The 20214-nt window shown below is 36.6% G+C and carries 23 protein-coding genes; 8 read left to right on the forward strand and 15 right to left on the reverse strand.

Annotation, left to right across the window (positions count from 1 at the left end):
• Positions 1–65 precede the first annotated feature (65 nt).
• Complete coding sequence (locus BMX40_RS06055) at positions 66–1253, reverse strand: MFS transporter (protein WP_090867884.1); 1188 nt, start codon at positions 1251–1253, stop codon at positions 66–68.
• A gap of 295 nt (positions 1254–1548) precedes the next feature.
• On the opposite strand from BMX40_RS06055, the gene BMX40_RS06060 reads away from it, so the two are divergent.
• Positions 1549–2613 (forward strand): D-alanyl-D-alanine carboxypeptidase family protein, encoded by a 1065-nt coding sequence (locus tag BMX40_RS06060; protein WP_244513384.1) that lies wholly within the window; start codon positions 1549–1551, stop codon positions 2611–2613.
• A 99-nt stretch (positions 2614–2712) separates the two neighbouring features.
• On the opposite strand, the gene BMX40_RS06065 is transcribed toward BMX40_RS06060, so the two are convergent.
• Positions 2713–3177 carry an SRPBCC family protein gene (locus BMX40_RS06065; RefSeq protein WP_090867886.1) on the reverse strand — a complete coding sequence of 155 codons (465 nt, stop codon included), beginning with the start codon at positions 3175–3177 and terminating at the stop codon, positions 2713–2715.
• A 92-nt stretch (positions 3178–3269) separates the two neighbouring features.
• On the reverse strand, positions 3270–3722 hold the full coding sequence (locus tag BMX40_RS06070) for a DUF2269 family protein (protein WP_090867888.1): 453 nt from the start codon (positions 3720–3722) through the stop codon (positions 3270–3272).
• 256 nt (positions 3723–3978) lie between these two features.
• On the opposite strand from BMX40_RS06070, the gene BMX40_RS06075 reads away from it, so the two are divergent.
• The gene (locus BMX40_RS06075) at positions 3979–4539 is read left to right on the forward strand and encodes a nitroreductase family protein (protein WP_090867890.1); all 561 of its coding nucleotides are present in this window, start codon (positions 3979–3981) and stop codon (positions 4537–4539) included.
• An 80-nt stretch (positions 4540–4619) separates the two neighbouring features.
• On the opposite strand, the gene ddlA is transcribed toward BMX40_RS06075, so the two are convergent.
• Entirely contained in the window at positions 4620–5720 is a 1101-nt protein-coding gene (ddlA, locus tag BMX40_RS06080; RefSeq protein ID WP_090867892.1) for a D-alanine--D-alanine ligase, read from the reverse strand.
• A 695-nt stretch (positions 5721–6415) separates the two neighbouring features.
• Here ddlA and BMX40_RS06085 point away from each other — a divergent pair.
• Positions 6416–6913 (forward strand): CotY/CotZ family spore coat protein, encoded by a 498-nt coding sequence (locus BMX40_RS06085; protein ID WP_090867894.1) that lies wholly within the window; start codon positions 6416–6418, stop codon positions 6911–6913.
• A gap of 118 nt (positions 6914–7031) precedes the next feature.
• Complete coding sequence (locus BMX40_RS06090) at positions 7032–7367, forward strand: thioredoxin family protein (protein ID WP_090867896.1); 336 nt, start codon at positions 7032–7034, stop codon at positions 7365–7367.
• Between the two features lie 85 nt (positions 7368–7452).
• Here the strand turns inward: BMX40_RS06090 and BMX40_RS06095 are convergent, their stop codons facing one another.
• Genes BMX40_RS06095 through BMX40_RS06120 form a run of 6 tightly spaced genes read right to left on the reverse strand, consistent with a single transcriptional unit; the run spans position 7453 to position 12690 of the window.
• Positions 7453–8790, reverse strand: coding sequence for an ABC transporter permease (locus BMX40_RS06095; RefSeq protein ID WP_090867898.1), 1338 nt, complete (start codon positions 8788–8790; stop codon positions 7453–7455).
• The gene (locus BMX40_RS06100; RefSeq protein ID WP_090867900.1) at positions 8790–9479 is read right to left on the reverse strand and encodes an ABC transporter ATP-binding protein; all 690 of its coding nucleotides are present in this window, start codon (positions 9477–9479) and stop codon (positions 8790–8792) included. The genes BMX40_RS06095 and BMX40_RS06100 overlap by 1 nt, the downstream gene beginning before the upstream one ends.
• A gap of 16 nt (positions 9480–9495) precedes the next feature.
• Positions 9496–10779 (reverse strand): hypothetical protein, encoded by a 1284-nt coding sequence (locus BMX40_RS06105; protein ID WP_090867902.1) that lies wholly within the window; start codon positions 10777–10779, stop codon positions 9496–9498.
• 5 nt (positions 10780–10784) lie between these two features.
• Positions 10785–11618, reverse strand: a complete 834-nt coding sequence (locus tag BMX40_RS06110; RefSeq protein WP_090867904.1) for a hypothetical protein — start codon at positions 11616–11618, stop codon at positions 10785–10787.
• Positions 11615–12304 (reverse strand): ATP-binding cassette domain-containing protein, encoded by a 690-nt coding sequence (locus BMX40_RS06115; RefSeq protein WP_090867906.1) that lies wholly within the window; start codon positions 12302–12304, stop codon positions 11615–11617. Before BMX40_RS06115 ends, BMX40_RS06110 begins: the two co-directional genes overlap by 4 nt.
• 11 nt (positions 12305–12315) lie before the next feature.
• Positions 12316–12690, reverse strand: coding sequence for a GntR family transcriptional regulator (locus BMX40_RS06120; RefSeq protein WP_090867908.1), 375 nt, complete (start codon positions 12688–12690; stop codon positions 12316–12318).
• A 198-nt stretch (positions 12691–12888) separates the two neighbouring features.
• Here BMX40_RS06120 and BMX40_RS06125 point away from each other — a divergent pair, with 198 nt between their 5' ends.
• The 3 genes from BMX40_RS06125 to BMX40_RS06135 all read left to right on the forward strand — a co-directional run bounded on the left by BMX40_RS06125 (position 12889) and on the right by BMX40_RS06135 (position 15075).
• Positions 12889–13653 carry an exodeoxyribonuclease III gene (locus BMX40_RS06125; protein ID WP_090867910.1) on the forward strand — a complete coding sequence of 255 codons (765 nt, stop codon included), beginning with the start codon at positions 12889–12891 and terminating at the stop codon, positions 13651–13653.
• A 10-nt stretch (positions 13654–13663) separates the two neighbouring features.
• A complete protein-coding gene (locus BMX40_RS06130) occupies positions 13664–14050 on the forward strand; it encodes a hypothetical protein (RefSeq protein ID WP_090867912.1) in 387 nt (128 codons plus the stop codon).
• A gap of 620 nt (positions 14051–14670) precedes the next feature.
• The gene (locus tag BMX40_RS06135; RefSeq protein WP_090867914.1) at positions 14671–15075 is read left to right on the forward strand and encodes a VOC family protein; all 405 of its coding nucleotides are present in this window, start codon (positions 14671–14673) and stop codon (positions 15073–15075) included.
• 47 nt (positions 15076–15122) lie between these two features.
• On the opposite strand, the gene BMX40_RS06140 is transcribed toward BMX40_RS06135, so the two are convergent.
• The 4 genes from BMX40_RS06140 to BMX40_RS06155 form a co-directional block, all read right to left on the reverse strand.
• Complete coding sequence (locus BMX40_RS06140) at positions 15123–16070, reverse strand: MBL fold metallo-hydrolase (RefSeq protein ID WP_090867916.1); 948 nt, start codon at positions 16068–16070, stop codon at positions 15123–15125.
• A 71-nt stretch (positions 16071–16141) separates the two neighbouring features.
• Positions 16142–17422 carry an alpha/beta hydrolase gene (locus BMX40_RS06145; RefSeq protein WP_090867918.1) on the reverse strand — a complete coding sequence of 427 codons (1281 nt, stop codon included), beginning with the start codon at positions 17420–17422 and terminating at the stop codon, positions 16142–16144.
• Positions 17423–17490: 68 nt separating this feature from the next.
• Positions 17491–18843: a tripartite tricarboxylate transporter permease gene (locus BMX40_RS06150; protein WP_090868182.1), complete on the reverse strand. Its 1353-nt coding sequence runs from the start codon at positions 18841–18843 to the stop codon at positions 17491–17493.
• 8 nt (positions 18844–18851) lie between these two features.
• The gene (locus BMX40_RS06155; protein WP_090867920.1) at positions 18852–19097 is read right to left on the reverse strand and encodes a hypothetical protein; all 246 of its coding nucleotides are present in this window, start codon (positions 19095–19097) and stop codon (positions 18852–18854) included.
• 217 nt (positions 19098–19314) lie between these two features.
• Here BMX40_RS06155 and BMX40_RS06160 point away from each other — a divergent pair, with 217 nt between their 5' ends.
• Positions 19315–19926 (forward strand): spore coat protein, encoded by a 612-nt coding sequence (locus BMX40_RS06160; protein WP_244513385.1) that lies wholly within the window; start codon positions 19315–19317, stop codon positions 19924–19926.
• Between the two features lie 111 nt (positions 19927–20037).
• On the opposite strand, the gene BMX40_RS20115 is transcribed toward BMX40_RS06160, so the two are convergent.
• The gene (locus tag BMX40_RS20115; protein ID WP_170840677.1) at positions 20038–20214 is read right to left on the reverse strand and encodes a hypothetical protein; all 177 of its coding nucleotides are present in this window, start codon (positions 20212–20214) and stop codon (positions 20038–20040) included.

The following is a 20214-nucleotide window of genomic DNA, read 5'->3' on the forward strand; positions in this document are numbered from 1 at the left end:
TGTGTATACAAAAAGCATATTCCTTATTACGAGAGTCAGATTCCCTTTTTAGAATCTGACTCATTTTAGATTTTTATAAAAAAGGAAACGAGTAAAGCAATAGCTAACAGTATTGCTAGCACACCAAACGTTAACAAGTAGCTCCCAAGATTCATTAAACCAATGGCTACTAGCGGACCTAGCATTGCCCCAATAAATAAAATAAAGGCGTAAAAAGAGTTCGCTAAAGCTCTTTGTTTCCCCCCTAGTTGACCAACCACCATCATAATAGCTGGAAAAATTAACGATATACCTGCTACATAAAGAACACTCATGCTAACAATCACCATTAAATGCTTCCCAAATCCTAACAAAAATAACCCAATAATCGAAATCCCTAATCCTAGCCTCAGCGTAGCCATTAAACCGATTTTACGCACAATACTACCGGCAAGCGGAGAAAGTATCATACCAAAAATACCAATTGCTCGAACATAGAGGATCTCCTTGTCTGTGAGGTGAAAAGGAGCACCACCAAGGTAATCTCCAAGAACTGTATACATTCCAATAAAGGTCATTAATAGGAAGATTGTGATCGTATAGCAGAATATAAAGTTTTTTTGGGAAAAGATAACTTTTGCTTGATGTATATAATACTCTATTCCTTTATGTGCAATGCCTTTTCCAGTAGAAGGTAACCCAAATTGAACACAGAGAAAGGTAAGAAAATACAGTATACTAAACAAGATAAAGACATATTGCCAATCAAATGTTTGATTGATTAAATCTGAAACAACCTGACCAAAAATTCCCGCCGTTACATATCCAAAACTAATAAAGCCAACTACTGTAGCAATTTTGTTCTTAGGAAATAAATCAAATACATAAGCTAATGCAGTAGGTGCAAATGTCGAAGCAATAAACCCTTGAATTCCACGAAGTATAACTAATGCCCAAAAAGAATGGATAAAGCCGATCATACAAGTAATAATTGTCAACGAAGCTAAGCCATATGCAATGATTCTTTTTCTTCCAAAGCGTTCAGCTAATGGGCCAAATAACAAAAAACCGATACCGTAAAATAAAGAGAAGGAACTACTAGTCCAAGCGGCTAAAGACTGTGACACAACAAACTGGTTCGTAAATGGGATGATAAGTGGCGTCGTTACGTATACACTTGAAACAACAATTAATGCACACCAAAACATTACAAAAGTGATAAAATTATAATTTGTTGTTTCAGCGGTCTTCACCTTTTGAAACACTTCGTCCATAAGCTCTCCCACCTTCTTATACTCTTCTTCTAAGCCTATGTAAAAAACTGAAGAATGTGCATGTGTCTACCTCTTATTTCACCTTGAAACTAGCAGTTATAGCCTATTGATTCTATGCGATAGTTTATGAGAAAATAAAGAGTATCGGATTATTATGGGCTGTTTTCCTTAACCACTTCTTTGGTTACTTGAATTGCTGAGATCATTCTTACTTGTCCGTAACATCCGAAGTGAGTAGTTGCATCAAACTAGAACAGATAACAATATATAGCACATCTAAGAAAGGGACGATTTTATGTTTCAGCCGAGAAACTTATTCTCCATCACAACGGTAGCGGTAATCTGTCTATTAACTGCTTGTACAAGTCCCCAAGAGGAAGGACCTGAAGCAGTAAGTGAACAGGAAGAGATCCACAATGAAGACGAAACTTCTGCATTAAATGAAAATGATATGAATGCACATCCTGAGGAAGACGCTAATGAGGATTTTCTAACCCTCCCAAAAGAAAATTTGCAAAAAGGTGACAAAAGTGATTCTGTAATAGACTTACAGAAAACCTTAATAGAAATTGGATACGATATCGATTCTACTGGTGAATACGACCATAAGACGATATGGGCAATTACCGATTTCCAACTACAAAACGACGACCTTTATGTAACTGGAATCTATGACGCACAAACTAGAGCAGGTCTAGAAAACACGATTATAGAGGAGAGTAATGTTGAACCCGGTTCAGCTCTTACCTATAAAGAAAATCAAACGTTGGATGAAGATACAATAGAGTTAGGTAATCCTTACGAGGTCCTAGCATTGGTTAATAAAAATCATGCATTACCTGCTGATTATGAACCAGAAGATCTCGTAGTCCCAAATGTACGATTCCCTTTTGAAGAAGATGTACCTAAAAAACAAATGAGAAAAGTAGCAGCTGAAGCATTAGAGGAATTATTTGCTGCTGGTGATGAAGCAGGCATTGACTTGTTCGCCCAATCTGGATATCGTTCCTATGATAGGCAGGATTCTATATTCGCATCAAATGTAAGTGCTTATGGAGAAGAAGAAGCTAATAAATTTAGTGCAAAGCCTGGGGAAAGTGAGCATCAATCTGGTCTATCTATGGATGTAACCAGTCCTGAGATTAACTATCAAATCGGTAGTGACTTTGAGGGAACAGATGAGAGTGACTGGCTAAAAGAAAATGCAGCTGAATTTGGTTTTATTATACGATTCCCAGAAGGCAAAGAGGAAATTACAAAATATCAGTATGAACCATGGCATATCCGATATGTTGGGATCACAGCAGCTAAGGAAATCATGGAGCAAGGCATTACCTTAGAGGAATATTTAGAAGATTGAAGTATACTTGTTTGAATAGATTGAGACAAAAAACCGGAACTGATTAATTGTTCCGGTTTTAACTTATACTTCCTTAACTAATATATTTGATATAGGCCCCTACTGATTCGCTTCTATTTCAGATTCTGCTACTTGCTTCACTCTTTCTACAAACTGAACAACGACTTTATCTCCCCCACCAAGTTTCATTAATAGCTTTGCTGGCCATTTTAATGGTTTATTCGTCGTTGAATAAACGAAGTACGTTTTGTCTTCGTCTAATTTTTCAACTTCGTATGTAGTCGTAATTTCAAACATATTCGCTAGTGTAAAGCCGACTTTCATTTTTTTATGATCGGCAGTATTTTCATAGAGCAATGTCTCAACATCATATTCCTGGACCTTTTTCCCCTCTTTAAACTTTTGGCGATAGATAGTTCCTACACCATTTTCTGTTTCTTTGATAGGCTCATTCTCAATTACGTTTGGCATAATTTTTTGCATATCTTCCAAGGATCCATCTAAAAACTTCCACACATGTTCAATTGGAGCATTAATATTCTTCGCTTTTTTCCACTCTCTCATCATATCAACCTTTCAGATAACCGTTAGTAATTAAATCAATTCTATCACATTGCTATCTTGAAAAAAACAAACACAATAATTACATGTGCTTGTTAGAAAGGTTTTAGTATCATTAGAGCAATTATTATTAGGAATATCACATTTTCTAGCTTTTCTACAAAGAATAACTTTTTGGACAATGTAACGTACGTTTCTGGAATTTCTTCACCAGAATGTTCCTTTAATAATTTTTTTATTGGTTTTGACCTCGGCGATAATAGTAGTGGACCAAATGCTAGAGCTATTAAAAACAATATTAGACTTAAACTATACCACCCCTGCCGGAAAAGGTAATTATTTAAAATTCCCATCCATAATCCAGTGATTAACAGTAACGTTCCACCAATCATTACAAAGATATGCAATCGATTGCGAATTGCATACGCATGTCTAAGTTCTGTCATCGTAGAAGCATGGGATACCGTAAAAATCATAAAAAAACCTGGCCCCATTCCTAAAATTGCAGAAAAAATATGAATAAATACAAGAAGTTCATAAAACGACATGTTATCCCCCCACAACTTTCCTCTATTACAAATCATTATAGAACATTCTACACTAGATTCCCGTGATAAAAGTCACAGGATAATTTGCTTTTCCTTTCGTAATCGAATACAATAACTGATAACCGTTATCAATTAAAAAGGAACTTATCATCCTTAACTAACATTATATAATACAGGGAGATATTAGATTTTCCTATTTCATAGAGAACAATGCATTAGGTGACTTTTTTGCTAAATAAGGAAGGGGCAGTTGAAGATGGAATTAACAAAGCAACAATCGCAATTAGCTCAAGTTATTCGTGAGCGCCGTGCTATAAAGAAAGGGTATAATAACAACGAAGTGAAAGAGGAATTAATAAAGGACTTATTAGACCACGCCATTTGGGCACCAACCCATGGAATGCGTCAACCATGGCGATTTATTTTCATTGGTCAGGATCAAAAACCTAGCTTCGCAAAGAAGGTTGCTGCTACGTATCCAGAGGAGAGACAAGAAAACAGAGAAGCGTATTTAAACGAACCGAACGCCATTCTAGTTGTAGTTATGGACGAACCAGAAAACCAAAAGCAGTGGGATGAAAATTATGGTGCTGTTTCATGTATGATTCAAAACTTTTGGCTACTTGCTTGGGAGCAAAAATTAGGTGTTGTTTGGAAAACGAACCCACACATATATGATCCAAAAGTAAAAGAGATATTAGATGTTGGTGAACATGAAAAAATTGTAGGATTTTTACACATGGGCTATTTTGATGAAGCGCCTGCGGAAAAAGATCGCGTAGCAATTGCAGATAAATTTTATACGTATCAAGGATAAGAACATTAAGACAAAACACCAAATGCTCGGATAGCATTTGGTGTTTTGTTTAGCTCTCATGTATCTATAGTGGTTCTACCTTACTCCCAGACGGTACTTTTTAATTGGTTATCCCTTTGATGACGTTCAATTGCAAGCTCAATTAACTTACCAATCAACTCCGAGTATGGAATCCCACTTACTTCCCAGAGTTTGGGATACATACTGATTTTTGTAAAACCAGGTAAGGTATTCACTTCATTAACATATAACTCTCCATCTTCTGTAAGGAAAAAGTCCACACGAGCCAATCCTTCACATTGTAGAGCTTCAAAAGCTTTTATTGCAGTCTCTTGAACCCTCGCTGTATTCTCTTCTGATAATTCTGCAGGAATAGCAAGATCTGCACCTTTTTCATCAATATATTTAGATTCGTAGGAATAAAATTCTGTTTGAGGAAGAATTTCACCAGGTACAGACGCAATTGGGTCATCATTTCCCAAAACCGAACACTCTATCTCACGGCCAATTACAGTTTCCTCAATAACAATTTTATTATCATATTGAAACGCTGTATCAACTGCTGCATGGAACTCTTCTTCTGTTGCGACCTTGCTTACCCCAACAGAAGAACCCTGGTTAGCTGGCTTGATAAACATTGGTGTACCTAAATAGCTTTCTACCTCATCGTAGTTTATCTTATGACGCTTGGACTTTAAGTAACTAAGACCTTTTGCCACGGAAATTCCTGCATCATTTAACAACCTTTTGGCAACATCTTTATCCATGCATACGGATGAACCTAAAACACTTGGACCTACGAAGGGCAAGTTAGCGATTCGTAACATACCTTGAAGACTTCCATCTTCCCCCAGTGTCCCATGCACAATTGGAAATACAACATCTAATTGATCTAAGCTGACAGCATTACCTGCATGAATTAATTGTTTATCATTTGAACCAGGTACAATCGCTATATTCTCATTTGATTTATTTAGCTGAATTAGTTTAGGGTTTTCTGCATTTAGTAAATAAGAAGACTGATCATTTAAATGCCATTTCCCTTCTTTGTCAATTCCGATAAGTACTACTTCATATTTCTCTTTATCAATAGCATCTACAATATTTTTTGCTGACTGAAGAGAAACCTCATGTTCAGCTGATTTCCCACCAAAAATGATGCCAACTTTTTTCTTCATCATAGACTTCCTTTCTTATTAAGAAACTTGGAATTCGCCAAGAATTAAGGTGAATGCCATAGATACACTTGCGCAGTTTATCTGCTTAAATGAACCTTCCGAATGTCGGCTTTTCCACCAAATCTTTAGAATAAAAAACACCTATATTTAAAATAGCATAAATCAGCTTGTATTTAATAGTACCAGCAAACAAAAAGATTACTAAAAAACCACGGTCCCATTCGTTTTGCCATACGCTTGGATATTTTGCGAATATGTCCAGGTTTCATGTGCGATGGTTTGGCGCTGACACCGGTGGTTTTGTAAACAATTCGACGTAGCTCTCCTTCAATAACAACTTCGTCCACATAGAAAATCAGCTACTGTTGCTAATTATAAATTCAACCTTCCGTTATAACGAACCAATTCCTACATCACATTCTTAAGTGATTTAACAAAAGAAGAGCCAGAATATACTACTGGCTCCAAAGCTACTCATGGATTGGGATAAATCTACTACAAGGTTGTAGTCTATATTATCTTATGTATCGTGTCATTTTAGTTGTTGGCAAATCAATTAGTACATTCATATATTTATTAGTAAACCTTGGATACTTTCATCAATTTTAATAGAAATAGACTAGTAAACAACCATGGTTCAATTTCCTACATAGATTATAGTGTATTAAGAAATATTTAAAGAAAGAGAGGTTTTATTTATGAGTTGTTCTCATTGTAAATCTAAAGAGGATTGCGTTTGTGAAGTAGTTCGAAAAATTGTAAAAGCACAAGATGAAGTAGCTGCTGCAGCAAACGATAATTGTTGTACAACTGGGTGTAAACAAGCAATTGAACAGTTACTATCTCCGGCAGCTGCACCAACGGATACAACAATTCCTTTCTTACTGTACTGCAAGGGAGACTGTGATCTATTTGTCGCAACCGGCGTTAGGGAAAACAGTGTCTATGAATGTGTAGAAACTGCAGTATTTCGTGCGAAAAAGGTTGATAAAGATTGCTGCGCAGTCCTAGAACTTCTAGAATTTGAAGAAACAACACCTCCCCCACTTCATCACCATAAAAAGCCTAGTGGCTGTGAAGTAATCGTACCACCTAATACTGGCAATTTAGTAGAAACAGGAATCTGTATAACTGTTGACCTTCACTGTTTCTGCGCTATTCAATGTCTATCTCCTACCACACCATTAGAAGCATAACGACCACAAGAATCCAAAACTGCATGAGAATGTAGTTTTGGATTCTTTTTTATCAATAAATTGTTTATGGTTCGAACATCCTATAATATAAAAATAATAAACAAAAAGGAGGAAAATGATGAGTGAGTTTACTTATCTCAATGACATGCAGGGAATCCAGTCGTTTATAATGGAACATCAACTTTCTTTTCTATTTATATCTCGACCAAACTGCAGTGTCTGCCAGGTTCTATTACCTCAAGTTCAAGAAATGATGGAACAATATCCATCAATAAAAACTGGATATATTGATGCAAGTGAAGTAGAGGAGGTAGCAGGTTATTTTTCGATATTTACTGCCCCAGTCTTATTGCTTTTTGTAGAAGGTAAGGAATATATTCGAGAGGCGCGAATTGTGCATATGGATTTATTTGAAGATAAAGTAAAAAGAATATATGAAAATGTGGTTGGATGATAAATAAAATATCCAACCACATTAATTTAATACTACTTTCTTAAGGAGATAAAAGATAAGTTTCTTTATTGAATCCCCAAAAAACTTATATTTCTCGTCGCATGGCTTTTAATACATCAATTTGGGTTGCTCGTTTCGCTGGACGCATCCCTGATAATATCGTAACAAATAAGCAAATTCCAACAGCAATAAATACTAAACTTGGTGGAATAGCAGAAAATTGTAGTCCCTCAGGTAATTCATCTTCAAAAGCCATTTCGATTATGAATGGCAGGCCAATATTAACTAAAACGCTAATCAGATAGGCCACTATTGTTCCAATTATTGCCCCAATGATTCCGATATAACTACTTTCTAATACAAATATCTGTTTAATTGTTTTGGGATTGGCACCAATTGCCTTCATGATCCCTATATCTGGCGCACGTTCAGTTACAGCCATTGTCATTGTGTTATATATACCAATAGATGCTATAACAATCGCAATCGTACCAACCAATATTAACCCGGCTTTTGCAATCGTAAACAGCATATTTATCTGTTCCATTTCATTAACAACAGAATAGATAGCATAATTGTTTTCTTCTAGCTTATCGGCTATCCCTTGAACTTTTTCTAAATTTTTGGCATAAACGTGCACTTCATCAAACGTATCTGTTGTATCTGTTTCGAGATTCCCTGGATCAATACCTAATTCTCCCCCAGGTGTTCCTGTGAACTCCTCAATCTCATTATATACTGATTCAGAAATATAAACGTTTTGATCCTGCATCCATTCCCTTGAAGGCTCCTGTAAAACTCCTACAACTGTTAATGAAATGGTATGAGTTCCATTTTCCCCCTCTAAGTCTTGGCGAACTTCCATATTGATCGTCTTGCCAACTAGATCATCGGGATAAATATATTCTTCTTTTACTTCACCCGTTTCTTCATCGTAGATGTTTTCGTCATCTGTATTTACCGATAAATAGTTTCGAAAATGACTTCCAACGATAACTTCGTTTTCTTTTTCAGGCATTCTACCATCCTGTAATTTCAAACCAGCCTCAACTTCGGACGGAAAATGCGTCACATAAGTCATGGCCTCTGCTTTATATTCCTCTAACATATACATAGGAATTTGACGTACCTGGTTCCTTCGCGTTACCGCTTTCACCCCATCAATCGATTCCAAATAATCGATATCATCCATCGTTAATGAACGGTATTCTCCTTCTTCTTCAAACCCATATATATCAATTTCGGTGACCACTTGTTGCTCTAAGGTGTCCTTTACAACGGATTCCTGTAAACCATATCCAACAGATGCTAGTACGATTAGAAAAGCACATCCCATTGCTGTTGCCAAAATGGTCATCATCGTTCTTACTTTATTCTTTTTAATATTTTGTCGAATAAATCGGAATTGATCCTTCCATTTCATTACGCATCAGCCCCTTCTATTAATTGTCCATCGCGAATTGTAATTGTGCGGTGACCAATACGTGCTACTTCCTCATCATGGGTAATAATTAAGAACGTAACACCCAATTCTGTATTTAGCTGCTTGATAAACGTTAGAAGTTCCGCTTCTGTTTCACTATCTAAACTACCTGTTGGTTCATCTGCAAGAATAAGAGGCGGCTCCAATACTAAGGCACGGGCAATGCTAACTCGTTGCTGTTGTCCACCAGATAATTCACTTGGATAATGATCTTTAAACGATTCCAAACCAACTTTATTAAGCATTTCCAATGTTCGTTGTTCTCGAGAAGATTCACTCTCCCCTTTTAAAATTAAAGGAAGCTCTATATTTTGAAATGCCGTCATACTTGGAATTAGTTGAAAGCTTTGAAAGATAAATCCCATATGCTTTAAACGAAAATCAGCAAACTTTGTTTCCGAAAAATCAGTTACCCTCTGATCACCTATTAGAATCTCCCCCTCCGTAGGGTGGATAAATCCACTAATTAGATTTAACAACGTTGATTTTCCTGAGCCACTTTTACCAACAACTGACACGATCTCTCCCTTTTCAACTTGAAATGATATATCTTTCAATACTGGTAATATCGTCTTATTTCCCTTTTTTCCTAATTCAAAATGATGATTAAGCTTTTGTACTGTAATCATTCATATTCCCCCATTATTATTTGGTGTCTATATCATTTATAAATAATTCATAATCTGTCGAATTGTCTTTTTCAGTTACCTCAATCTTTCCCTCATATAAAAGCTCCCCCGTTGAAAGACTAGCAATCATTACGTCTATATCCTTCCCAATGTCCTCTGAAGATGCAGTAATTAAATAAAGCCTATCTTGATTAATTTTTATAAAAGGCTCATGAGTAGAGGTACGATTCAAATTAAAAGTTTGTTCAATATCGATTTGTTCCGTTTCTATATTATAAGAAGTAACTTCTAAACTACCTTCCTGTTGATTCATGAAATAAATCAAATTATTTTGTACGGTCACCCTAGCACTTTCTAATAGAGATTCGAGTTCATTTGGTAGATTAAGCTCCTCCATCTTTGCAGTTTCGTAATCGTATACAAAGATCGATTGTTCCGTAGCTATCATGTTGTTCGGAGCTTCATTTACTTCCATTTCTGTTCCTTCATATTCCTCGTGTGACTCCTCCAGTACCCCTTGTTCCATAACCACTTTACTAATCAAGAAATACTTCTCAGGCTCAACATTCAAATTGTCATTCATCATAGATAATCTAGAAAAACTTTCTTCATCTCCTCTAGGAATAGAAAGAAGTTCTTGATTATTTTCCAATTTCAACGTTTCTAAATCAAACGTATAGCCATGTACTTCTTCCTCTTTTTCTTCATCTCCTGATCTGTTGGAAAGTTGATTTCGCGTTATTACAATCAATTTGTCTTGTACGATTTGGACATCTTCTACTGAGATCCATGCATAATCGTTCCCATTCGGTACGGATAATTCAGTGGAATGATTCTCCACAGCTTGTTTATCCAATACATCAATGTTAAATGAATAATCTGTTATTCTTGTATTATGGTTATACCCTTCATACATTACATCCGCATATACTAGTACTGAGTCATCCTCAAAGAATAAGTTCGTTCCACCCACTTTACCGCGCATAAAGTTACGATAGTCTTTTTCATATCTGTTTATTTCTGGATACATGCTTGAACCGAAGAAACGTTCATAGAAAGGCAATTGCTCCTGAAAAGTGGAACCTTGACGATTAATCGTTACCCTTTGGTACAATTCCGCTTCATGATAACTAGCATTAATTGTAAGATTATCTAGCTCCTCTTCACTACCACTTACTGTTTTAAACGTAATATCGGGAAATTCACTTGCAGCAAAGCTAGATTGTATATAAAAAGTTCCTATTGTTAATACAATAACCGATAACGTAGCTATCATCTTCCAATATCGTTTTATATTCATATATATCACACCCTAATTTTTTTCTTTAATAGATAGTTACTAGTCCAAATGGATAACGAAACAACTACTAGACCAGCAATACATTCTAAAGCAAATAATTCAATTGGGTAGAAAAACTCTGGTAGTATAAATGCTTGAACAATGACCGGAAAGATAAAGATGGTAACTGCAAACGCCCCAAAGATTAACCCAAATACAATTCCCTTCCATCGAAAGCTACGCTCGAATAAAATCGCTGTAAAGACAACGAGAACTACTGCAAATCCAATGGCATAATGGATAACAAATTCATAAAATGTACTTGGGAAAAGAATCATAAGATAATCGAATGAAGTCAATATCTCCCGAATCGTTTGATCCACTCTAAAGTCAACGGGAATCATCCATTGTAACACTCGCCTTCCAACCGGTAACATTAATAATTGTATTGCTACAAGGCCAAATACCATTAGAAGAATCGTTGTTGCTTTTGCGAAATAAACATTTATGCGTGCGGTTGGTAGCATTAATAAACGATAAATAAAGGTATTTTTTCCAAACCAATCTCGATACCAAATGAAAAACATGTAAATTAACAAGGTTACAATACATATTGCAATCGGTCCCATAAACCAAACGGTTTGGGTAATATGATAAAAACTAATCTTCCCTAGCTGCTCAAGAGCTGCTTCCCGTGTCATTAATTGCTCATATAATAAATCGTTCATATCATTTAAATACTGATTGGAACGAATAATGGCACCCAAGATTTGCGAAGCAATTGTTATCCCAATTAAAACGAGATATATTTTAAGAAATCGATTGAATTCAAAATTAACCAATTTTATATATCTGTTCATGATTGATACACCTCTCTCATTACATCAATAACCGATTTTCCTTCATTCTCACGGATCTCTTCCGTACTAAATTCCTTTAATACGTACCCTTCATTTAACAAGACTACCTTATCAATTAAATGCTCAATATCATTTATTTCATGTGTTGTAATAATTACACCACGATCCTCAATTAAATGACTTGTAAACACTTCAGCTATTTGCTCACGACTAAAAATATCAATCCCAGAGAAAGGCTCATCCATCAAAATATAATCAACATCCATTGCCAAACCGAGTAACAAATTCACCTTGGCCGTATTCCCCTTTGAAAGATTCGCAATCCGTTCCTGCTTATCCAATTTAAAAAATGAAAGTATTTCCTCAGCTCGTTTTTCATTCCAACAATCATAAAAATCATCCATAAATTGCATGGCATCTATGATTCGCATTTGCGGTAACATTGTAATTGCATCTGGAATAAACGTAATCTTTTCATAGCTCCCTTTATGAAGTTCTTCGCCATCAATTAATATTTGTCCGCTATTTATAGGTGTTAATGCTACAATAGCGTTCATAATGGTTGTTTTTCCAACCCCGTTTATACCAATTAAACAGGTTATCTCGCCTTTTTCCGCTGTGAAGGATACACCTTTTAATACTTCTTTTCTACCAAATCTTTTTTTTACATCTTTTACTTCGATCATACATATCCCTCCTAATCCTCTGATTTATTTTCGTATTTTTCTTTCACTAGGTCTAATACCTCTGATAATGGAACGTTTATTGCATGAATAGAGGTGACAAAAGAATCCACTGCTTCTAATATAAGTTCTTCTCTTACAGCATTTAACACATGCTCATCCCTTGTAATACGACTTGGTAAATTCCGTTCGGTAAAAATCAAGCCTTGTTCCTCCATTTCTTTATACGCACGCTGCGCCGTATTCGGATTAATCTTAAGTTTATTCGCAAGCTCTCGGCGTGAAGAAATCTCCTGTCCCGGCTCCAAGCGCCCTGTTGCTATTTGTTCCTTAAAATGACGAATTACTTGTATATAAACTGGGTCTCGGTTGTTAAAAGTCACACTCATAGTCACAACTCCTAAAATTCATGATGGGTTATTGTCCACCCTGTATTAAACGGTTAATACACCAAACTCAAAAAAATATGTATTAAGCAGTTAATACACTATCTAAGGTGTATTATAGACTTAATACACTTAAGAAGTCAACACGAATTTATAAATATGTTAAAATAAACTGGAATTAGGATAGAAGGAGACTCATCTATGAAACTAGTATCTTGGAATGTAAATGGGCTTCGTGCCTGTGTAAAAAAAGGGTTTTTAGATTATTTTCATAAAGTAAACGCAGATATATTTTGTGTACAGGAGACGAAATTACAAGAAGGGCAAATTAAACTTGATTTAGACGAATATTATCAGTACTGGAATTATGCTGAACGAAAGGGATACTCTGGTACAGCAGTTTTCACGAAGGAGAAACCAATTTCGGTTAAATATGGCTTAGGAGATGAAGCAACCCAATCAGAAGGTAGAATTCTCACCCTAGAATATGAGGATTTTTATTTGGTTAATTCATATACGCCTAATTCTCAACGTGATTTGGCGCGTCTTGATGTACGATTAGAATGGGAAGATAAATTTTTAGAGCATATCCAAGCATTAGATAAGGTCAAACCAGTTATTTTATGTGGTGATCTAAATGTTGCCCACCATGAGGTAGATTTGAAGAATTACAAAACGAATAAAGGAAACTCTGGATTTACCGAGGAAGAGCGTGGCAAAATGTCCCGTCTATTAAAATCCGGCTTTGTTGATACGTTACGATATTTTCACCCGAATACAGAAGGTCTTTACACTTGGTGGTCTTATATGAAGACGGTAAGAGAAAGAAACATTGGGTGGCGGATTGATTATTTTATTGTTTCCAATAGACTTGTAGAATTATTAAAAGATGCACAGATCCATTCCGATATCTACGGAAGTGATCATTGTCCAATTTACTTAGAGATCGATCACCCAAACAAATAGGAGGAAAAATATGAATAGCTATAGTAAGACCTTATTACGCTTTTCTGCAATCTTTGCTTTTATTGGAGCATTTTTAGGCTCTCATATGGCTGGTGCAGGAAGCTATGCTTTTAAGTCGGTACATGCCCATATACTTGTTGTTGGCTGGCTTACCTTATTTGCCTGGGCGGTATATTATAAACTATTCCCACCTACGAACAAGCTGTTAGCTAGAATTCATGTAGTGACAGCAATAATTGGGGCAATTGGCTTAACGACAGGTATGTGGTTCTACTATTTAAATCCTTTTGGTTTTAGTCAAACCTTTACAACTGTATTCTTTATTGTTGGCGGATCAACATTACTACTTAGCTTCGCTGTATTTGTTTTATTGACTTTTACAAAAGTAGACGAATAGCATCCCCCTAGCTACACTGATTTGCACAGCTTTTATTACACATAATGTATATAATGCGACGTAACATTTTGTTTTGACTTTCCATTACTAATGGATGTAGTTTTAGAATACCGCTACGGCAGAATGCTACGCTTTCCGCGGGCACGGCCTCAGCCTCCTCACGGACAAACCACCGTTGCGGGGTCTTCGGACACGTGCTGTTCCCGCAGGAGTCTACGCATTCTGCCTCCGCTGATGAAGCGGTTCTTATTTTGCTAAGGATAACATAGAATGATGTTTAAACATTAACGCACACAAGCCTAGCGAAGGAAATACACGGAGACTCCTGTGGGAAAGCGAAGACGCTGAGACCCCACAGTGAGCGGACTTTGCGAATGAGGAGGCTCAGCGCGAGCCCACGGAAAGCGCAGTGTATTTCCGTAGCGGTGAAAATGATATCCAAAATCTTTTAAGATCATTACGTCGCATAATACATCTACTACGCATTTAATATAACCGTTTATAATCCTACCATATTTTCATCTAGAACAGTGCGTTCGTTAGGTCCCAATTTTTTTACGATAAAAGGTTTTATGTATATCAATTCGGACAAACATAACCAATATAAAGGAGGAATTAGTTTGAAAAAAATAGTACCACATATTCGTGTGAAAAATTGTAAGGAACAAGTGGAATACTACCGAGATATCTTTGGTGGAGAAATAAAAAACACCCAATTAGCAGACGGTATCGACATGTTCAAAGGACATGAAGGCAAATATATACATGCTGAACTACATATTAATACCCACTGTATTCTTTACTTTGCTGATGTTTTTGATGAAAATATCGTATCCGGAAGCAATATTCTACTCGGTCCTGATTTTGATAGTGTAGAAGAGATAACAAACGTCTACAATAACTTGAAAGATGAAGGTCATGTACAAATGGAGCTACAAGATACGTTTTGGGGGGCAAAGCATGCAATTGTTAGAGACCGAAACAATATCTCATGGGAACTTAATTATCAAATAGAAATCAGCTAATAAAAAGCTTACAGACGATTAATCATGTCTGTAAGCTTTTTATTCTGTTATTGTTTTATTTTTTGAAAATAATCCATTATACCTAAAGCACTAACTTGCATATCTAAGTTAATTAAAATATACACCTCATGATCACTAGCAACACCCAAATCACTTAAGTAATCTTTCACCCGTTGAAGCAATCTAGCAGAAAGTTCATTATACCCTTTCCCCTCAGCAATTATCTGTTCCCCCTCTTCAACAAATATGTCTAACCATTCGGAAACCTGAATCAAAGCTTTAGTTGTTTTTTCCGTCATTCCATAGTGTCCAAAATAAATGCAATCTAAATTTCGATCAAGCATACGCTTAATGGAAGCATGCATGGCCTCTGGATCGAAATGATTCGGTGATGTAGAAGGCAAAAATAGATCTATACCTTCTCGTACCAACTGCTCATATTTAACTCCTACCGTGTCACCAGTAAACATCCCATTACTTTTTGGTTCATAAATGCTGAAATGGTGTTTGGCATGGCCGGGTGTATCTAGAAACGATAATGTACAATCTGAACCGATTTCCAGGGTATCTCCCTCTCCTTTAACAATGATTCGATCTTCTGGAATAGGAATAATTGGATCAAAAAACTCAGAGAAACTATCTCCATATATCGCTCTTGCGCCAGCAGCTAGCTTTCTTGGATTTATAAGGTGTCTTTCTCCTTTTGGATGAACCACAACACTAGCATTTGGACATTGTTGTAATAGATAACCCGCTCCTCCAGCATGGTCCAAGTGAATATGTGTCACAATAATATACTTTACTTGGTCTAATGAATAACCTAGAGAACTCAGGCCTTTCTTAATATGTTTTACAGATGGACTAGGCCCTGTTTCAATAATGGTTAATTCCTCTTCATTAATTACATACGAACCCGTACGTTCTGGTACTCCCATGTCAAAACCATCAATTAAATGGATTCGGTCGTTTAATGGAATTGGTTCTTTTGATTGCATGTAACTCCCCCTAATCACAAGATATTACTTTCATGATAGCACAACTACTAATAGATTGATTTGGCAAGTAATTAATTCTCCACCAAAAATTGATTGATTCCATCAATTAACCTCTCTGATATAGGAAGTGTTGGATTAGAATACGTTTCCAAATTTCCCTCTCTATCTGTTGGTGCATCTTTTAAAACATGATTCATGGATTCAATGAGCAAAAGTTCAGCATCCCGCTTTGCATCTTTAAGCAATTCTGCATCTTCTATAGGTACCTGCAAATCATTTTCCCCATTAATAATTAATATAGGGATTTCCAGTTTAGCGATTTCTTCAACTGGCTCGTACTTCATCCAAGAAGCTGTAAATGGCTGTACAGAAGGACGAAATATACTTTCCAGTTGAGGACTGACATTTTCCACTCGTTCTCCCTGCTTCAACGCCTGCACAATTTCCTTGCTTTCAGCCAGCAATTTGTCAGACAACTGCTCTTGAAGTTGTTGATACAGAACCTGATCGATTGACCTCCCTGCCCCAGCAATGGAGATAAAATAATCAACGTTCGTTTTTTGGGCTGTTAGCATCCCAACCAATGATCCTTGACTGTGCCCAATAATTCCTACATCCGAGAAATTAGGATTCTCTTCCAACAACTCTACCCAATCCACTGCATCTTCAATAAACTGGTCGAACCGCATTTCTTCTTCTGGTATTACTGCCAGTTGGTTTTTTCCTGCACCACGTTTATCATAGCGTAAAGTAGCCACTCCATTTTCCGCAAGCCCCTCTGCTAACATTTTTAAGCTATTATTCTCACCAGCAGTTGAATTACCATTGCGGTCAGTAGGGCCTGAACCAGGAATGATAATAGCTATCGGAAAGGGCCCTTCTCCACTTGGCATCAATAGTTCCCCATATAAAGTTCCTGCGGAGGTTTCTACTTGCAAGAATTTTTCTTCCTCCTCAGTGGAAAGGATACTTTCCCCTTTTTTTAATTCAAAGGGAAACGACTGTCCATTCTGTTTGAATGTGCCAGTAACCTTATCTTCCTCTATATGTCCTTCAAATATCATGTATTGGCCTTGAATATCCAATATGAAAACAATATTTTTATCCTCTTTCATCGTGACCGACGACAAGGGATAGTTTTGTATTCCTTGAACAGGGATACTGATATTCCCGGACACGTCTTCTTGCTCGTCAAACGTCATTCGAATTCCTAAAGGCTGATTAGGAATTTCAATTTCTCCAGTCCATTCTCCAGAAAGATTTGCAACTTCCTTTGCGTTATTTTCCTCTTCCTTACATCCAACAAGTATAATAAGAAGAAAAAATATATAAAAGATACTCTTTCTGCTCATGATTTCCTCCTAGTTAAAGTGAGTTCTTTTTCAAAAAAAGCACTAACTTATCCGCCAGTGCTTCAATCCTAGAAAAATAAAGAAACAAGCCAAGGTGCAGCATAGAGAGTCATAAATTGAACCCCATAATTTACTCCTTTACGGTGTAAAAACCCTGCAACTAAACCAACGAGGATGACACCAAATATATTCAAAATTCCCGCATCCATATAAGAAAGCATTAAGACAAGACCGATAAATAGACCGAGCATTGCTTCGTGAGGAATGTAGCGGAACACGAAAGCACAAATTTGTTGAGCATATTTTATCGTAATATAGAATGTAATACTAATTGCAACGACAGACCCTATAATGGTTGCTAATACAAAATCACCCATTGATAACATATGGTGAATATTATTTTCAGGCGTAAAAACAGGTGGTGCATTAAATAGTGCCCCTCCAGGTCCAATAGCTGTAGGAGATAACGGAAGACCAATTGCAATGAGCGGAATTAAGGTCCCTGAAATATAAGCAGCATTCGTTAACCCATCCATGCTTGATACGGCCCTTGAAGCTCGTTTAATCGGTTCCTTTATTCTACTTGTTAATGTTTCCCCGAGAAAAATTGTCATTCCGACTGGACTCATAAAGAAAGTCAAAACACCAAAAAAGGAAGCGATAGACGAAGTACCAACTTCTTTTTTGGTAAGTATTTTAAATGGATTAGGAAAACCTTTTTCGGGTGTTCTTTTCGTAAGTATAATTTCCTTGATCCCATAACGTGGTAATCGATCACGAACTTTTCTATTTAGTAGCTCCACTAATTTTAGTATGACAGGACCTAATGTGATTCCTAAGAAGAATGAAGTAAATACCGTCGTATCTTCTGGAACAACACCAATCTCCCAATAAAAGTTGCGTAGTCCTTGAATGAGAAACGCAAAAGGAAGAATTGATAATAAAGCAAACCAACGACTTTTTGTCATAAGGGCTAGAAAAACTGCGCCTCCCAAAAATACTTGGTTTGCATATTGTGAAAGTGTATCTCCAAATGGAAGAATAAAATTCGCCAATAACAAACTGAGTGGAACAGCAACTATAGTACCGATTACAGAACCAGAAGCCATCTTACGAATACTCACTTCTGGCATTCCATGTTTCTTAAGTACCATTGCATGTTCTACCATTGGTGCAGACATAACTCCTCCAGGAATCCCCGCTATCGCTACTGGTATGGAGTCTGTTAACTTTTTCGCGATAATTGCAGATATGAAAAAGGTTAATATAACAATTGGTTCAAATCCTGTTAACACCATGACCATGGTAACTGGAGCGAGCACTGCTGTTTCATCTGTACCAGGAGCAATACCGATAAGCGTGTACAACACTGTTCCTGCCAAGGAAGCGATAATCATGTGCAGAATTAATACTAAATCCATTTCCATAATTATTTCTCCTCCTCATAGCGGAACGTTCTTTTGGGTTTAATGATTATACTACATAGAATAAAACCGACTACCGCTCCTATTAATCCAACTATTAAAGGTGTTGGTGGTTCATTCGGGGCAATTAAATAACCTCCCAATGTTGTCAGACTACATATAACGAGGCAAATGACAAGATCCCTAATGTGAACAAGATCCTCCCACACCTCTATATTTTCTACGTCCTTGTTTTGATCTTTTATTGACATTTTGTTACTCCTTTGAAAAATAATATGTACGTTATTATTATACATTGGGTTATTACGGAACCAAAGAGTTTTGACAAATGGATATATCCGGCACATGAAACTTACTATTGATCCCATCAGCTTTCCAACTAAAAGGCTCCGTCACCCTTGTCATGATGCATAAATTACTCACTTAAGATAAAAATACTTATGATCAATTATAAGGAGGCTATAAAACGTGAACAACCAACAAAACCAAAACTTACAAGGATCATCTCAAATGCCCGCGCAGCAAAGCCATGGAGGCCATGAACTATTTGATGCGCATGAAGCAATTAGTGGTTTAGTAGGCGGAATGGAACAATACTTGCTTTATGAACAGCATGTCCAGGATCCCGAGTTACAAACAATGCTTCAACAGCATCAAACCTTTTTAACACAGCTCTATAATACGTTAGTCGAAACCTTGAAAACTGGCCAAAAACCAAGTGTACCTACGCAAACATATAACATGACACAGAATAACGACGTCGTGTACGGTATGCAACCATCTCAACCGAAAAAACCAGCACAATCTGCAAATGAACTTAATGACCAATGCATCTCCAGCTTTATGATGGGATGTTTAAAGTCTGCTGCATCTTCATTTACAATGGCAGCACTTGAGTCAACCAATCCCGTGATGAGAAGAGTATTTCAAGATAGTGTACCAAACCTAATTGAAATGGCTTATGAAGTATTCTTATATCAAAACAAAAATCAATATTATCAGGTACCACAACTGAAACAAGAAGATATGCAGAATTATATGAATAGCTTTGCACCAATCCAAGGCCAAATGCCACATTAAACAAAGTAAAGGGTGTCCCTATATATTGGAACACCCTTTTTATGTGGTCTTTGCTCGATGTCAACCGATGTTTGCTCGTGGCATCTCCACAAGCAAACACCTTTATTTTAGTTAATCCAATAAACGATTATTTTCATCTACATTCATTATACGTGCGCTTGTAGTTGCATCCGTATGATTATATATGCCATCCCCATTACATACGCTACATTTATATTGCCAACCTTCCTGATCTGATAAAATTCCTGTTCCATCGCATGCTTTGCATCGTTTGCTATTATCAACCAT

The sequence above is a fragment of the Oceanobacillus limi genome (assembly GCF_900111445.1).
Lineage (GTDB): Bacteria > Bacillota > Bacilli > Bacillales > Amphibacillaceae > Ornithinibacillus > Ornithinibacillus limi.

What these genes read in the sequence shown, in the direction of transcription:
- BMX40_RS06140 (WP_090867916.1), bottom strand. Translation starts at nt 16,070, where the DNA reads ATGCAATCAAAAGAACCAATTCCATTAAACGACCGAATCCATTTAATT.
- BMX40_RS06125 (WP_090867910.1), top strand. Translation starts at nt 12,889, where the DNA reads ATGAAACTAGTATCTTGGAATGTAAATGGGCTTCGTGCCTGTGTAAAA.
- BMX40_RS06065 (WP_090867886.1), bottom strand. Translation starts at nt 3,177, where the DNA reads ATGAGAGAGTGGAAAAAAGCGAAGAATATTAATGCTCCAATTGAACAT.
- BMX40_RS06060 (WP_244513384.1), top strand. Translation starts at nt 1,549, where the DNA reads ATGTTTCAGCCGAGAAACTTATTCTCCATCACAACGGTAGCGGTAATC.
- BMX40_RS06105 (WP_090867902.1), bottom strand. Translation starts at nt 10,779, where the DNA reads ATGAATATAAAACGATATTGGAAGATGATAGCTACGTTATCGGTTATT.
- ddlA (WP_090867892.1), bottom strand. Translation starts at nt 5,720, where the DNA reads ATGATGAAGAAAAAAGTTGGCATCATTTTTGGTGGGAAATCAGCTGAA.
- BMX40_RS06100 (WP_090867900.1), bottom strand. Translation starts at nt 9,479, where the DNA reads ATGATTACAGTACAAAAGCTTAATCATCATTTTGAATTAGGAAAAAAG.
- BMX40_RS06090 (WP_090867896.1), top strand. Translation starts at nt 7,032, where the DNA reads ATGAGTGAGTTTACTTATCTCAATGACATGCAGGGAATCCAGTCGTTT.
- BMX40_RS06130 (WP_090867912.1), top strand. Translation starts at nt 13,664, where the DNA reads ATGAATAGCTATAGTAAGACCTTATTACGCTTTTCTGCAATCTTTGCT.
- BMX40_RS06145 (WP_090867918.1), bottom strand. Translation starts at nt 17,422, where the DNA reads ATGAGCAGAAAGAGTATCTTTTATATATTTTTTCTTCTTATTATACTT.
- BMX40_RS06085 (WP_090867894.1), top strand. Translation starts at nt 6,416, where the DNA reads ATGAGTTGTTCTCATTGTAAATCTAAAGAGGATTGCGTTTGTGAAGTA.
- BMX40_RS06110 (WP_090867904.1), bottom strand. Translation starts at nt 11,618, where the DNA reads ATGAACAGATATATAAAATTGGTTAATTTTGAATTCAATCGATTTCTT.
- BMX40_RS06055 (WP_090867884.1), bottom strand. Translation starts at nt 1,253, where the DNA reads ATGGACGAAGTGTTTCAAAAGGTGAAGACCGCTGAAACAACAAATTAT.
- BMX40_RS06155 (WP_090867920.1), bottom strand. Translation starts at nt 19,097, where the DNA reads ATGTCAATAAAAGATCAAAACAAGGACGTAGAAAATATAGAGGTGTGG.
- BMX40_RS06115 (WP_090867906.1), bottom strand. Translation starts at nt 12,304, where the DNA reads ATGATCGAAGTAAAAGATGTAAAAAAAAGATTTGGTAGAAAAGAAGTA.
- BMX40_RS06095 (WP_090867898.1), bottom strand. Translation starts at nt 8,790, where the DNA reads ATGAAATGGAAGGATCAATTCCGATTTATTCGACAAAATATTAAAAAG.
- BMX40_RS20115 (WP_170840677.1), bottom strand. Translation starts at nt 20,214, where the DNA reads ATGGTTGATAATAGCAAACGATGCAAAGCATGCGATGGAACAGGAATT.
- BMX40_RS06075 (WP_090867890.1), top strand. Translation starts at nt 3,979, where the DNA reads ATGGAATTAACAAAGCAACAATCGCAATTAGCTCAAGTTATTCGTGAG.
- BMX40_RS06120 (WP_090867908.1), bottom strand. Translation starts at nt 12,690, where the DNA reads ATGAGTGTGACTTTTAACAACCGAGACCCAGTTTATATACAAGTAATT.
- BMX40_RS06070 (WP_090867888.1), bottom strand. Translation starts at nt 3,722, where the DNA reads ATGTCGTTTTATGAACTTCTTGTATTTATTCATATTTTTTCTGCAATT.
- BMX40_RS06150 (WP_090868182.1), bottom strand. Translation starts at nt 18,843, where the DNA reads ATGGATTTAGTATTAATTCTGCACATGATTATCGCTTCCTTGGCAGGA.